General features: G+C 70.3%; 10 protein-coding genes. 7 read left to right on the top strand and 3 right to left on the bottom strand.

Features of this window, described 5'->3' with window-relative positions:
- Window positions 1–149 precede the first annotated feature (149 nt).
- Window positions 150–1,025: an NAD(P)H-binding protein gene (locus EDD92_RS44360; RefSeq protein WP_123969495.1), complete on the top strand. Its 876-nt coding sequence runs from the start codon at window positions 150–152 to the stop codon at window positions 1,023–1,025.
- A gap of 14 nt (window positions 1,026–1,039) precedes the next feature.
- Here EDD92_RS44360 and EDD92_RS44355 read toward each other — a convergent pair whose 3' ends face one another.
- Window positions 1,040–3,673 (bottom strand): glycoside hydrolase family 78 protein, encoded by a 2,634-nt coding sequence (locus tag EDD92_RS44355; RefSeq protein WP_123969494.1) that lies wholly within the window; start codon window positions 3,671–3,673, stop codon window positions 1,040–1,042.
- Window positions 3,673–4,971 carry an MFS transporter gene (locus EDD92_RS44350; RefSeq protein ID WP_123969493.1) on the bottom strand — a complete coding sequence of 433 codons (1,299 nt, stop codon included), beginning with the start codon at window positions 4,969–4,971 and terminating at the stop codon, window positions 3,673–3,675. The genes EDD92_RS44355 and EDD92_RS44350 overlap by 1 nt, the downstream gene beginning before the upstream one ends.
- A 261-nt stretch (window positions 4,972–5,232) precedes the next feature.
- On the opposite strand from EDD92_RS44350, the gene rhaI reads away from it, so the two are divergent.
- From rhaI to EDD92_RS44320, 6 genes are all read left to right on the top strand, one after another.
- On the top strand, window positions 5,233–6,393 hold the full coding sequence (gene rhaI / locus EDD92_RS44345; protein ID WP_123969492.1) for an L-rhamnose isomerase: 1,161 nt from the start codon (window positions 5,233–5,235) through the stop codon (window positions 6,391–6,393).
- Between the two features lie 212 nt (window positions 6,394–6,605).
- Window positions 6,606–8,645: a bifunctional aldolase/short-chain dehydrogenase gene (locus EDD92_RS44340; protein ID WP_123969491.1), complete on the top strand. Its 2,040-nt coding sequence runs from the start codon at window positions 6,606–6,608 to the stop codon at window positions 8,643–8,645.
- Window positions 8,642–10,090 (top strand): rhamnulokinase family protein, encoded by a 1,449-nt coding sequence (locus tag EDD92_RS44335; protein ID WP_123969490.1) that lies wholly within the window; start codon window positions 8,642–8,644, stop codon window positions 10,088–10,090. The genes EDD92_RS44340 and EDD92_RS44335 overlap by 4 nt, the downstream gene beginning before the upstream one ends.
- Before the next feature lie 71 nt (window positions 10,091–10,161).
- The gene (locus tag EDD92_RS44330; RefSeq protein ID WP_123969489.1) at window positions 10,162–10,917 is read left to right on the top strand and encodes a (Fe-S)-binding protein; all 756 of its coding nucleotides are present in this window, start codon (window positions 10,162–10,164) and stop codon (window positions 10,915–10,917) included.
- Window positions 10,914–12,392, top strand: coding sequence for a LutB/LldF family L-lactate oxidation iron-sulfur protein (locus tag EDD92_RS44325; RefSeq protein WP_123969488.1), 1,479 nt, complete (start codon window positions 10,914–10,916; stop codon window positions 12,390–12,392). The genes EDD92_RS44330 and EDD92_RS44325 overlap by 4 nt, the downstream gene beginning before the upstream one ends.
- Window positions 12,389–13,090, top strand: a complete 702-nt coding sequence (locus EDD92_RS44320) for a lactate utilization protein C (RefSeq protein WP_123969487.1) — start codon at window positions 12,389–12,391, stop codon at window positions 13,088–13,090. Before EDD92_RS44325 ends, EDD92_RS44320 begins: the two co-directional genes overlap by 4 nt.
- Window positions 13,091–13,434: 344 nt before the next feature.
- Here EDD92_RS44320 and EDD92_RS44315 read toward each other — a convergent pair whose 3' ends face one another.
- Window positions 13,435–14,487 (bottom strand): sigma-70 family RNA polymerase sigma factor, encoded by a 1,053-nt coding sequence (locus tag EDD92_RS44315; protein ID WP_221268208.1) that lies wholly within the window; start codon window positions 14,485–14,487, stop codon window positions 13,435–13,437.
- Window positions 14,488–14,664 lie beyond the last annotated feature (177 nt).

Here is a 14,664-nt window from a genome sequence, read left to right as displayed (position 1 = left end):
GGGTAACAAGCAGGATCCCTTCCGTCCTTCCGTCTCGCAGGGGGGCATCGCAGGATCGAAGCACGCGGTTCCCCGGTCCGTCCGGCTGGTCCATCCAGCGGCCGAAGGGTGTCAACTGCCTTTCCAGCGAGCCCTCTTGGAGCTTTTCCATGCTTGTCATCACCACTCCCACCGGTCAGATCGGCCGACAGGTCGTCGACGGTCTCCTCGACGGCGAGGAGCCGGTCCGTGTGATCGTCCGGGATCCCTCCCGGCTGCATGCTCACGTGCGCGAGCGCGTCGAGGTCGTCCAGGGGTCGCACCGTGACCTCGATGTCGTCATGGAGGCCTTCGCGGGCGCGGACGCCGTGTTCTGGGTGGTGCCGCCGGACCCGCGCGCGGAGAACGTCGAAAGCCACTACGTCGACTACACGCGAGCGGCCTGCCAGGCGATCGGCGCTCTGGGCGTCGAACGAGTCGTCGCCGTCTCGACCATGGGCCGCGGAGTCGAGAAGAACGCCGGGCAGCTGTCGGCGTCGCTGGCCAAGGACCGGATGATCATGGAGACCGGTGTGCACTTCCGGGCGCTGCAGCCGCCGGCCTTCATGGAGAACCTGCTGTGGCAGGTGGCCGCGATCAGGGACCAGGGCGCGTTCTACTGGCCGCAGCCCGGCGACCGCGTCGTCGCGTCCGTGGCTACCCGGGACATCGCGGCAAAGGCCGCCGAGCTCCTGCTCGACCGGTCGTGGAGTGGCCAGGCCGGTGTACCCGTGGTCAGCCCCGACGCCCTCTCCTTCGACGGCATGGCACAGGTCCTGTCCGAGGTGCTGGGGCGGCCCGTCCGGTATCAGCAGGTGCCCCTCGACACCTACCGGGCGACGATGCTGGAGCACGGCGCGAGCGGGGCATGGGCGCAGGGCCTGGTCGACATGGCCGTGGCGCAGATCAAGGACGCCTACGACGAGGACCACCGCGTCGCATCGCCCAGCCCGACCACGTTCCGCCAGTGGTGCGAGGAGGTGCTCAGGCCGGCCGTTCTGGCCTGAGCACCTCTCCCGTCCTACTCCTCCGGCCCGGAGAACGGATTTCGGATCGGGGCCGGCGGCCAGGCGGGCGCGGTGTACGGCCGCCGGAAGGTATGGCGGCCCGAGTCGACCTCGAATGGGTCGTCACCGGGGAGTTGGACCTCGGCCCGGGTGTTCGGCGGGACGAGCACCTCCACCACGAGCGTGTCGTCCTCGATCCGCCAGCCCGCCTCGGCGCGACCGTACGGCGTGGCGTGCGCGGCCTTCGCATACGTCAGGTCGCCGCCGGGGACGGGCGCGATGCGCAGCAGGCGCCAGCCCGGTTCGGCGGCTTCGAGGCCCGCGACCGTGCGGTGCAGCCAATCGGCCACGGCGCCCAGGGCGTAGTGGTTGAAGGAGGTCATCTCGCCGGGGTTGATGCTCCCGTCAGGCAGCATCGAGTCCCACCGCTCCCAAACGGTCGTCGCCCCCATGCTCACGGGGTACAGCCAGGACGGGCAGCCCTCCTCCAGCAGCATCCGGTATGCCAGCTGCGCTTCCCCGCCCGCGCACAGGGCGTCGCAGATCAGCGGCGTACCTGCGAATCCGGTGGCGATGCGGAAGCCCGCCTTGCGCACGATGTGGGCCAACCGCTCGGCGGCACCCCGCCGTTGACGTTCCGTCGGCAGCAGCGCGAAGCACAGGGCGAGCGCGTACGCGGTCTGCGCGTCGCTCGACATGCGGCCGCCCGGGGTGACGAACTCGTCGGCGAACGCCGCCCGCACCGACCGAGCGAGCTCCTCGTACCGGACGACGTCGTCCTTCTCTCCCAGCAGCCGCGCCGTCTCGGCGAGCACCTCGGCCGAGCGGGCGACGTACGCGTTGGCGACGAGATCGCCGTCCGTACGGGCGTCTCCCGGAGCGTCCGGCGGGGCGGCGGGGTCGAGCCAGTCGCCGAGCTGGAAGTCCTGCCGCCACAGTCCGCCGCCCTCCTCGGTGAGGCGGGCGGCGGTCTCCCCCCACGCGCGCATGCTCGGGTACTGGGTGCGCAGCACCGCCAGGTCGCCGAAGCGCCGGTACAGCGTCCACGGCAGCAGCACGGCGACGTCCGCCCACACCGCGTGCGGGGTGCCGCCGAAGCCGAACGGCAGGACGTCGGGCACGACCAGCGGTGGCGCGCCGTCGGCCCGGGCGAGCTGTTCGGCGGCGAGGTCGCGCAGCCAGCCGCCGAGCATGCCCGAGCAGTCGTAGAGGAAGGAGGCGGTGGGGGCGAAGACCTGGATGTCGCCTGTCCAGCCGAGGCGTTCGTCGCGCTGGGGGCAGTCGGTGGGGATGTCGAGGAAGTTGCCGCGCATGCCCCACACGATGTTCTCGTGCAGGCGGTTCACGAGCTCGTGCGAGGACTCGAACCATCCCGTGCGGGCCATGTCGGTGTGCAGCACGACGGCTTCGACCGCGGCCGGGTCCAACTCGCCGGGCCAGTCGTCGATTTCGGCGTAACGGAATCCGTGGAAGGTGAAGCGCGGTTCGTACGTCTCCTCGCCCGCACCGGCGAGGGTGTACGTGTCGGTGGCGGCGGCGAGACGCAGGGGCCGTACGCCGAGTTCGCCGTGTTCCAGTACTTCCGCGTGCCGCAGGGTGATGGTGTGGCCGGCCGGGCCCGAGACGCGGATGCGCAGGCGTCCGACCAGGTTCTGCCCGAAGTCGAGGACGGCCTTCCCGGACGGTGTGGTGAGGACGCCGGCGGGGGCCAGGGTCTGGGTACGGCGCACGGGCGGTCCCGTCGGGGCCACCAACTCCGCCTCGGGGAGAGGGAGTTCGGTCACGGGTGACCAGTCGGAGGTGTCGTGGCCCGGTTCGGACCAGCCGGGGCGTGCCGACCGGGCGTCATAGACCTCGCCGTCGTAGAGTTCGGAGCGCAGGATCGGCCCGGTCGTGGTGCGCCAGGCCTCGTCGGTGCCGATGGTGGTGACGGTGCCGTCGGGGTGGGTGACCTCCAACTGGGCCAGCAGGGCGCGGTGTTCGCCGTAGAGGTTGCGGCGGCCGCCGTGGAAGCCGAGCCGGCCCGCGTACCAGCCCTCGCCGAGGAGCGCGCCGATCGCGTTGGCGCCGTCGTGGAGCAGTCCCGTCACGTCGAAGGTCTGGTAGCGCAGGCGGTGGTGGTAGGAAGTCCAGCCTGGGGCGAGGACGTGGTCGCCCACTCGCGTGCCGTTGATCTCCGCCTCGTACACGCCGTACGCGGTGATGTACAGGCGGGCCGACGCGACCGCCTTGGCGAGGGTGAAAGTGCGGTGCAGCAGCGCCACCGGGAGCGGGGCGTCGGCGGGTTCGCGGTCGGGGGTGACGGGGCGGGCGGTCCAGTCGGTACGGGCGAGCAGTCCCGTCTCCGCCCAGGTGGGCGGCGACCAGGCGGAGGTCTCGCCGTCCTCGCCCCACACCTGGACGCGCACCCCGACGCGGCTGCGGGAGGCGAGCGTCTCACCCGGCCACTCCACCAGCACCGAGTCGGCGCCCTCGACGCGCCCGGTGTCGGTCAGGACGGTGCCGTCGGTGCCGGTGATCTCGAGCCGGTACGCCTGCTGCGTCCAGCCGGGTGTGTCGGTCTCGGTGCGCCAGCTCAGGCGGGGGCGGGACTCGCCGATACCGAGCGGCACTCGGTGGTGTTCCAGGACAGGTGCGGTGACTCGCATCAGATCGCTTCCTTCGCACGGACGGCGGATGTGGCCCCTGCCGTTGCACCGTTCCCCTGCGGAGCAATGGTGCGGACGACCCACACACCGATCAGACCGGACACGGCCACACACGCCGTGGTGATCCACAGGACGGCCGAACCGCTGGCCGCCATCAGGGTCGGCGTGGCCAGGCCGGCGAGTCCGCACAGGGCGCGGCTGAGACCGTAGGTCAGGCCCTGGGTGGTCGCGCGCAGTTCCTCGGGGAACGCCTCCTGCGACCAGATCTTGTAATTGGCCTCACCGGCGAACTGGTTGACGACGTTGTAGAGGAGCAGGAAGAACACCATCGCCGCGATCACGGCACCGCCGGTCGCTGCGGCCACGGCGAAGGCAAGGACCTGGAGCACCGCGCAGACGTAGAACAGCCGGTCGCGCCAGGGGGTGTCGGCCAGCCGTACAAAAGCGAGCGAGCAGACCAGGCCGATCGGGAGTCCGGCCAGGCTCATCCCCGTGGCGAGGGTCTGGGAGGCACCGCTGACGGTGGTCAGGAAGTACGTGCCGTACTGGCCCATGGTGTTGGCCGCGAGGTTCCAGGCGAGGTAGAAGCCGCCCGTCGCGAGAAGCGGGACGAGGACCGGCCTGGCAACGAGGCGGCGCAGCGCCCGGGCGTCGATGCCCTCGCCACCGCCGCCGCGCTCGGCCTCCTCCAGCACGGGAGAGAGCCGCATGCGGTTGCGCAGCACCCAGCTGACCAGGGCCACGACGGCGAGGTGGGCGAAGAGGAGCTGAGCGGAGAGGTAGCCGAGCGTGGAGGTGCCGAAGCCGATCACGATCGCGGCCGTGATGCCGACGACCCACATGGTCTGTGTCGCGCCGATCAGCCGGCCGCGGACCGAGCGCGGGGAGTGCTCGGAGACCATGGCGAGCGAGGTCGGCAGATCGGCGCCGGCTGCCAGCCCGCCGATGATCATGCCGGCGAAGAGGAAGGCGCTGTTGGGGGCGAAGACCAGCAGGGCGGCGCCGACGGCGTAGACGAGGATGTCGATCCCGTACACGCGCTTACGGCCGAAGCGGTCGGCGAGGCGGCCGCCGACCAGCGAGCCCACGGCGATGGAGAAGGTCAGCGCCGCGCTGAGCGCGCCCAGCCCCCAGGACGACAGGTGGAAGCGGCTCTGCCACAGGCCCAGTGACAGGCCGGAGGAAACGATGATGCCCGAGTCCAGATAGGAGGCCATGCCGGAGAGGACGGCCAGGCGCCACTGGGAGCGGGTCACCCGGGGTTCGGCGGGCCTGCGTGAGATGGCGTCGTTGCTCATCAAGGCGGCCTTTCTGATGGGGAGTTCGGGGACGGAGGGCGGTGTGCGCCATGGAGTGGTGACACGTGTAACCCACCCTGAAAGGATCCGTGAAACGTTTCACGGCATCGTGGGCCTACGACGGCGGCCCGTCAAGGGTTCCGGCAACGAAATCTCCGCACCCTCACGAACACCTCAGGGTGAGCGCGCTGACGTCTTGACGGCATCCCATCAGTGGGACTACGTTCTCTGAAACGATTCAAACAGTGTTCAGAGGTGGTCATGCCAGACCAGTCCGCCGTGAAGGCAGCACTCGCGGCGCAGAAGATCGAGACGCCGTCGTGGGCGTACGGCAACTCCGGTACGCGCTTCAAGGTTTTCGCCCAGCAGGGCGTGCCGCGCGACCCGTGGGAGAAGCTGGCCGACGCGGCCCAGGTGCACGCGGTCACCGGCGTGGCGCCGACCGTGGCCCTGCACATCCCGTGGGACAAGGTCGAGGACTACGGCAAGCTCGCGGCGTTCGCCCGGGAGCAGGGCGTTGCGCTCGGCGCGATCAACTCCAACACGTTCCAGGACGACGACTACAAGCTGGGCAGCATCTGCCACCCCGACGCGGCGGTGCGGCGCAAGGCGGTCGATCACCTGCTGGAATGCGTCGACATCATGGACGCCACCGGGTCCAGCGACCTGAAGCTGTGGTTCGCCGACGGCACGAACTATCCCGGGCAGGACGACCTCCGCGCCCGGCAGGACCGGCTCGCCGAAGGCCTGGCCGAGGTGTACGCCCGGCTCGGGGACGGGCAGCGGATGCTGCTGGAGTACAAGTTCTTCGAACCTGCGTTTTATGCGACCGACGTGCCGGACTGGGGCACCGCGTACACGCACTGCCTCAGGCTCGGCGAGAAGGCACAGGTCGTCGTCGACACCGGGCATCACGCGCCCGGCACCAACATCGAGTTCATCGTCGCCACCCTGCTACGCGAGAACAAGCTCGGCGGGTTCGACTTCAACTCACGCTTCTACGCCGACGACGACCTCATGGTCGGGGCCGCCGACCCCTTCCAGCTCTTCCGGATCATGTACGAAGTCGTGCGCGGCGGCGGATACACCGACAAGGTCGCGTTCATGCTGGACCAGTGCCACAACATCGAGGCCAAGATCCCCGCCATCATCCGCTCCGTGATGAACGTCCAGGAAGCCACCGCCAAGGCGCTGCTGGTCGACCGGGACGCGCTGGGGGCAGCCCAGCGGACGGGCGACGTGCTCGAAGCCAATGCCGTGCTGATGGACGCGTACAACACGGATGTACGCCCGCTGCTGGCCGAGGTCCGCGAGGAGATGGGGCTCGACCCCAATCCCATCGCCGCCTACCGCCGCTCCGGATGGGCCGAAAAGATCGTCGAGGAGCGGGTCGGCGGGCAGCAAGCCGGATGGGGAGCCTGAACGCTGCTACTCGACTGCCAGATCCGGTTGTTCGCAGGCCACCGGCCGGTTGGGGCTGGTAGGCGCCCGCGCGGCAGAGCCGCAAATTTATACAGCCCCGCACCCCTCGCAGGACTGGTCGCGCCCGGCGCGGCAGAGCCGCACATCAATACAGCCCCGCGCCCCTGAAAGGGGCGCTGATCCGCCCGTATCTCCAGAAGGACTGAATGGACATGGCATCCCATCCCGAAGCTGCTGCTCTGCTGGCTCGCTCTCATCGGCTCGGTGCTGATCCCCGTAATACCAACTACGCCGGGGGCAACACCTCCGCGAAGGGCACCGACACCGACCCCGTGACCGGCGGTGACGTCGAGTTGATGTGGGTGAAGGGATCCGGTGGTGACCTCGGCACGCTCACCGAGGCCGGGCTGGCCGCATTGCGGCTGGATCGGTTGCGGGCCCTGCAGGGGGTCTATCCCGGTGTGGAGCGCGAGGACGAGATGGTCGCCGCGTTCGACTACTGCCTGCACGGGAAGGGGGGTGCCGCTCCCTCCATCGACACCGCGATGCACGGTCTGGTCGACGCCGCGCATGTCGATCATCTGCACCCCGACTCCGGGATCGCGCTCGCCTGTGCCGCCGACGGGGAGAAGCTGACCGCCGAGTGTTTCGGCGACACGGTGGTGTGGGTGCCGTGGCGGCGGCCCGGGTTCCAGCTGGGGCTGGACATCGCGGCGGCCAAGGAGGCCAATCCGCAGGCCATCGGGTGTGTTCTGGGCGGGCACGGGATCACCGCCTGGGGTGACACCTCCGAGGAGTGCGAGCGGAACTCGCTGCACATCATCCGCACCGCCGAGGCGTTCCTCGCCGAGCGGGGGAAGGACGAGCCGTTCGGGCCGGTGCTCGAGGGCTACGAGGCGCTGCCCGAGGCCGAGCGGCGGGAGCGGGCGGCGGCGCTGGCACCGTATGTGCGGGCCGTCGCCTCTCAGGACAAGCCGCAGGTCGGGCACTTCAACGACTCCGATGTCGTCCTGGAGTTCCTGGCGCGTGCCGAGCATCCGCGGCTCGCCGCGCTCGGGACCTCCTGCCCCGACCACTTCCTGCGTACGAAGGTACGGCCGCTCGTGCTCGACCTGCCGCCGGCCGCTCCTGTGGAGGAGGCGATCGCGCGGCTCAAGGAGCTGCATGCCGAGTACCGCGAGGAGTACGCCGCCTACTACCAGCGGCATGCACTGCCCGACTCCCCCGCGATGCGCGGCGCCGACCCGGCGATCGTGCTGGTTCCGGGTGTGGGCATGTTCAGCTTCGGCAAGGACAAGCAGACCGCGCGGGTGGCCGGCGAGTTCTACGTCAACGCCATCAACGTGATGCGCGGGGCCGAGGCCGTGTCGACATATGCGCCGATCGAAGAGTCGGAGAAGTTCCGCATCGAGTACTGGTCGCTGGAGGAGGCCAAGCTCCAGCGGATGCCGAAGCCCAAGCCGCTCGCCACGCGGGTCGCGCTCGTTACCGGCGCGGGCAGCGGCATCGGGAAGGCCATCGCGGAGCGGCTGGTCGGTGAGGGCGCGTGTGTCGTCGTCGCCGATCTCAATGCGGAGAACGCGGCCGCCGTGGCAGAGGACTTGGGCGGCCCGGACAAGGCCGTCGCCGTCGCCGTGGATGTGACGGACGAGGAGCAGATCGCCGCGGCCTTCAAGGCGGCCGTGCTCGCCTTCGGCGGGGTCGATCTGGTGGTCAACAACGCCGGAATCTCCATCTCCAAGCCGTTGTTGGAGACTTCGGCCAGGGACTGGGACCTGCAGCACGACATCATGGCCCGTGGGTCCTTCCTCGTGTCGCGGGAGGCGGCTCGGGTGATGATCGCGCAGGAGCTCGGCGGCGACATCGTCTACATCGCCTCCAAGAACGCCGTTTTCGCCGGGCCCAACAACATCGCCTACTCGGCCACCAAGGCCGACCAGGCTCATCAAGTACGGCTGCTCGCCGCCGAGTTGGGCGAGCACGGCATCCGAGTCAACGGGGTCAACCCGGACGGTGTCGTGCGCGGTTCCGGGATCTTCGCGGGCGGCTGGGGTGCGCAGCGGGCGGCCGTGTACGGGGTGCCGGAGGAGAAGCTGGGTGAGTTCTACGCCCAGCGGACGATCCTCAAGCGTGAGGTGCTGCCGGAGCATGTCGCGAACGCGGTGTTCGCGCTGACCGGCGGGGAGTTGACCCACACCACCGGGCTGCACGTCCCGGTCGACGCCGGCGTCGCGGCCGCCTTCCTGCGGTGAGCGCGCTCGTGAAGTCGTACGCCGCGGTCGACCTCGGCGCGTCCAGCGGGCGTGTCATGGTCGGCCGCGTCGGCCCTGACAGCCTGGAGCTGACCGAGGCGCACCGCTTCTCCAACCGGCCGGTCCGGGTGCCCGAGGGGCTGCGGTGGGACATCCTCTCCCTGTACGGGGGTGTCCTGGACGGGCTGCGGGCGGCCGGGCAGGTGGATTCCGTCGGCATCGACAGCTGGGCCGTGGACTACGGGCTGCTGGACGCGGACGGGGCGCTGCTCGGCAATCCCGTGCACTACCGGGACTCCCGTACCGAGGGCGTCGCGGAGAAGGTGTGGGCGAGCGTGCCCGCCGAGCAGCTGTATGCGGCGACCGGCTTGCAGTACGCGCCGTTCAACACCCTGTACCAGCTGATCTCGGCGCGGGAGACGGCCCAACTGGCCCATGCCGAACGGTTGTTGCTCATCCCGGATCTGATGTCCTACTGGCTAACGGGCGAGCAGGGCACCGAGCTCACCAATGCCTCGACTACCCAGCTGATCGATCCCCGGACGCGGGGATGGTCGCACGAGGTCGCCTCGCGGCTGGGCGTCGACCTGGGTCTGTTCGCGCCGCTGCGGCAGCCCGGGGATCCGGCCGGGGTGCTGCGGCCCGAGGTGCTGGAGGAGACCGGGCTGCGGGGCCCGGTGCCGGTGACGACGGTCGGTTCGCACGACACGGCGTCCGCGGTGGCCGCCGTACCGGCTGACGGCGAGCGGTTCGCGTACATCTGCACCGGGACCTGGTCGCTGGCCGGTCTCGAGCTGGACGCGCCCGTGCTGAGCGAGGAGAGCCGGGCCGCCAACTTCACGAACGAGCTGGGGCTGGACGGCACGGTCCGCTATCTGCGCAACATCATGGGGTTGTGGCTGCTCCAGGAGTGCGTACGGGCCTGGGGGGAGCCGGAGTTGGGCGAGCTGCTGCGGGACGCGGCCAAGGTGCCGGCGCTGCGGTCGGTGGTGGATGCGGGGGATGCGGCGTTCCTGGCGCCGGGGCGGATGCCGGAGCGGATCGCTCAGGCGTGCCGTGTCTCGGGGCAGCCGGTGCCCGAATCGCCTGCGGAGATCACGCGCTGCATTCTCGACTCGCTCGCCCTGGCCCACCGCCGGGCGGTCGAGGACGCCCAGCGGCTGGCCGGGCACCCCGTCGACGTCGTCCATGTCGTCGGCGGTGGTACCCGCAACGCGCTGCTGTGCCAACTGACCGCCGACGCGTGCGGGCTGCCCGTGGTGGCAGGTCCGACGGAGGCGGCAGCACTGGGGAACGTGCTGGTCCAGGCCAGGGCGCACGGGCTGGTCGGCGACCTCGCGGGGGGACGGCGCCTGCTCACGCGCACCCAGCCGCTGACCCGCTACGAGCCGCGGGGCGACACCGCCCGGTGGCGGGAGGCACAGGCTCGGCTCGCCGCAGGTTGAGCAGGGTCTCCCCCTGGCCTCCTCCCCCGACTACGCTTCACTCATCCGATGATCGATCACAAGGAGCCGCGATGCGTGTCGCCCTGTTCCTGACCTGTGTCAACGACACGCTCTATCCGGACACCGGGCGCGCCGTGGTGAAACTGCTGACCAGGCTGGGCGTCGAGGTCGACTTCCCGATGGCCCAGACCTGCTGCGGGCAGGCGCACTACAACACCGGGTACCGGCATGAGGCGGAGCCGCTGGCGCGGCATTTCTCCGATGTCTTCGGGGAGTACGAGGCGATCGTGACTCCGTCCGGGTCGTGCGGGGCGATGGTGCGGGAGCTGTATCCGCGGATGGGTGAGCGGGCGCGGGCCGAGGGGCGTGGCGACACTCTCGCGGCGACGCTGGCTCCGGTCGTCCCGAAGACGTACGAGCTCACCGAGTTCCTGGTGGACGTGCTCGGTGTGACGGACGTCGGCGCGTACTACCCGCACCATGTGACATACCACCCGACCTGCCACGGGCTGCGGGGTCTGGGGCTCGGTGACCGTCCGCGTCGGCTGCTCCAGGCCGTGAAGGGCCTGGAGCTGGTCGAGCTGCCGGGTGCCGAGGAGTGCTGCGGGTTCGGCGGCACCTTCGCCCTGAAGAACTCCGACGTCTCGGCGGCGATGGGCACGGACAAGGTGCGCAACGCCGAGTCGACCGGCGCGGAGGTGCTGTGCGCGGCCGACAACTCCTGTCTGATGCACCTCGGCGGGACGATGACACGGCTCAGCAGCGGTATGCGGCCGGTGCACATCGCGGAGATCCTGGCGAGCACGGAGGAGGAGGCGGCCGTATGAGCGGAACGTTCGTGGGGATGCCGGCCTTTCCGAAGGCCGCGCACGAGGCGGTGAACAATCCGACGCTGCGCGGCAATCTGCGGCACGCCACGCACACCATCCGCGCCAAGCGGGCGAAGGCCGTGGCGGAGGTGTCCGACTGGGCGGCGCTGCGAGAGGCGGGCAAGCGGATCAAGGACCATACGCTGCGTCATCTCGACCGGTATCTGGAGCAGCTGGAGGAGGCGGTCACCGCCGCGGGCGGCATCGTGCACTGGGCCGCCGACGCCGACGAGGCCAACCGGATCGTGGCCGACCTGGTGAAGGCGACCGGCGAGTCGGAGGTCGTCAAGGTCAAGTCGATGGCCACCCAAGAGATCGGCCTCAACGAAGCCCTCGAGGCCGAGGGCATCCGCGCCTACGAGACCGATCTCGCCGAACTGATCGTGCAGTTGGGCAAGGACCGGCCCTCACACATCCTGGTCCCCGCGATCCACCGCAACCGCGGCGAGATCCGGGACATCTTCGCGCGCGAGATGAGCGAGTGGGGCCGCCCCGCCCCCGAGGGCCTCACCGACACGCCCGCCGAACTCGCCGAGGCCGCCCGTCTGCACCTGCGGGAGAAGTTCCTGCGCGCCAAGGTCGGCATCTCCGGCGCCAACTTCATGGTCGCCGAGACCGGCACGCTGGTGGTCGTCGAGTCCGAGGGCAACGGGCGGATGTGTCTGACCCTGCCCGAGACGCTGATCTCGGTCGTCGGCATCGAGAAGATCGTGCCGACCTGGCGGGACCTGGAGGTGTTCCTGCAGACCCTGCCCCGCTCCTCCACCGCCGAGCGCATGAACCCGTACACCTCGATGTGGACCGGTACCACGGACGGTGACGGCCCGCGCACCTTTCATCTGGTGCTGCTCGACAACGGCCGCACCGACACCCTCGCCGACGAGGTCGGCCGCCAGGCCCTGCGCTGCATCCGCTGCTCGGCATGTCTGAATGTCTGCCCGGTGTACGAGCGGGCGGGCGGCCACGCCTACGGCTCGGTCTACCCGGGTCCGATCGGCGCGATCCTCAGTCCCCAACTCCGGGGCACCGCAAGCGAGATCGACGCCTCCCTGCCGTATGCGTCGACATTGTGCGGTGCCTGCTACGAGGTGTGCCCGGTCGCCATCGACATCCCGGAGGTCCTGGTCCATCTGCGGGAGCGGGTCGTGGAGGGCGGGCAGGTGACCCGCGAGGGCAACAAGGTGGTGCTGCAGCCCGCGAAGGGGCATGCGGCCGAGCGGGCGGCCATGCGCGCGGCACGCTGGGCGTTCACACACCCAGGCGCCCTGCGTACGGGCCAGCGGCTGGCCTCTCGCACGCGTCGCCTGCATCCGCGGACGCTGCCCGGCCCGGGCAAGGCGTGGAGCGGCAGCCGGGATCTGCCGGCGGTTCCGGCGGAACCGTTCCGGGACTGGTGGCAGCGCACGCAGGGTGGCAAGGGAGGCGCGAAGTGAGCAGCAGGGAACGGATCCTGGGCCGGGTGCGACGCGCGCTCGCGGACGTGGAGCGGGACGACACTCCCCCAGTGCCTGAAGGGCCTGGGAGGGACCCCCAGTACGAGCAGGCTGTTTCGCGCGACTATCTGCGGGAGCACGGGGCGCGGAGCGTCGAACAGACGGTGGATCTACTGGCCGAGAACCTGGCGGACTACCGGGCGATTGTGCACCGTACGGACCCGGAGGAGTTGCCGTACCTCATCATGCGGCTGCTCGCCGAGCGCGGACCCCAGTATGTGCTCGTGCCCCCGGGACTCCCGCCGGAGTGGATGTCGGCCGCCGATCCCACCCGCGTTCACGACCGCGCCAAGAGCACCCCGCACGAGCTGGACAAGGTCGAGAGCGTGGTCACGGGTTGCGCGGTCGCCATCGCCGAAACCGGCACCATCGTCCTGGACGGCAGCCCGGACCAGGGCCGCCGCCGCATCACCCTCGTCCCCGACCACCACATCTGTGTCGTACGGGTTCCGGAGCAGGTCGTCTCGTCCGTCCCCCAGGCCCTCGAACGCCTCGACCCGGCCCGCCCGTTGACGTGGATCTCCGGTCCGTCGGCGACCAGCGACATCGAGCTGGACCGGGTCGAGGGGGTGCACGGTCCGCGCACTCTGGAGGTGGTGCTGGTCAGCGGTCGGGCGAGCACCGACGTCAACCCGTAGCCTCGCAATGCCATGCTGCGTCGGTCGGTGGAAAAAACGGACGCTTTCGGCATGTCCCGGGGTGAGGTGACGTTCGACTCGCCGCCTCCACACCGACCGACGGCAGCCTGCGCCGGGCGGCGGCTGGGGAACCGGTGGTGCTCGGGCGCAACGAAAGGTCAGGGCAGGCCCGGCGGGTCGAGTACGGCGAGAGGGCTGAACGCCTGGCGCTGACCATGTTCGTGGCGCGCCGGTGGGACAACGACGCCACGGCGTCCCGCGCCGGAACTTCGCTGAAGCAGCAGGCGGCAGGCATCCGGGCTCCGCCTTCAGGCGCGGGACAACAGGGCGGCGCGTGAAGTCTGTCAATCCGTTTCGGGGAGGCTTCGAGGCAGTCCGAAGCGCGTCATGACGTCGGTGCTGAAGCTGGTAATGGCTGTGATGTGGTCGACGGCGGTGGTGATGACCAGGAGGCAGTAGGCGCGGTAGACGCCGGCGTGGGGATCTGCCAGGTACAAGCCGAAGGCCGGCTGGCCGTTGGCGCGGGTGGGTACCGCGCGGTAGGCGCGGCCGGGGCGGAAGGTGACGGCGGCCAGGACACGCTGCGCGGTTTCGATGCCGCGGTATTCCAGCATGGCCGGAGGCATGGAGAGCCTCACGTCGGTGACAAGCAGTTCGATCAGGGCGTCCAGGTCGGCGCGTTCCAGGGCGTCCGTGAACCGGGCGACGAGCCGCTGTTCGGCGGCGGTGTCGGGTTGGGGTGCGGGCCTGCGGCTGGCGATGCCGCCGTTGCCACTGCCGCTGGGGTCGGCGAGGTGGTTGTCGACAGTGGCGCGGGCGCGTTTCAGGGCGCTGCTTACGGCTTCCTGGGTGGTGCCGAGCATCTGGGCGACTTCGGCGGCGTGGTAGCCCAGGACGTCGCGGAGGACGAGGGCGGCGCGTTGGCGTGGTGGCAGCAGTTGCAGGGCGGTGATGAAGGCCAGGGAGATGGCCTCGGTGGTCTCGTAGCGGGCCTCCGGTCCGGGGCGCCGGTCGACGAGGTGGTCGAGCAGGACGTCGGGGTAGGGCTCCAGCCAGGCCGGGGCGTCGCCGGCGCCGGTGGGTTCGGGCAGGTCGGTCTCGGGCAGCGGGGCGGCGCTGCGGGGGCGTCGGCTGTCGGCGCGCAACATGCTCAGGCACCGATTGGTCGCGATCTTGTACAGCCAGGTCCGGAGCGAAGACCGCTGGCCGAACTCGCCGAGGTTACGCCAGGCGGACACGAGGGTCTCCTGGAGCGCGTCCTCGGCGTCCTGCAGGGATCCCAGGATGCGGTAGCAGTGCACCTGCAACTCGTGGGAGTGGCCCTGTACCAGGTCGCGGAACGCCTGGTGGTCGCCGGCCCGGGCCCGAGCGATCAGGTCCGTCGTGTCCATCTCCATCGGCATGCATCCTCGCTCTTCTTCTTTCCGTCGGGTGCGTTCGGCTCGCTCAGAGATGAAGACGCCGTCGGTCCGGCGAATTGGGCGGCGCTGCGCCGACCAATTTCCGGCGGGCGGTGGCGTCTGCCCGGTTGGAGGCGGTCCCGGTCCGGGGCGCGCCCCGGACACAGAACAGGA

The organism is Streptomyces sp. TLI_185 (genome assembly GCF_003814765.1).
GTDB lineage: Bacteria > Actinomycetota > Actinomycetes > Streptomycetales > Streptomycetaceae > Streptomyces.
The sequence above is the reverse complement of the archived record's forward strand: the minus strand, read 5'-3'. Positions and strand labels throughout refer to the sequence as shown.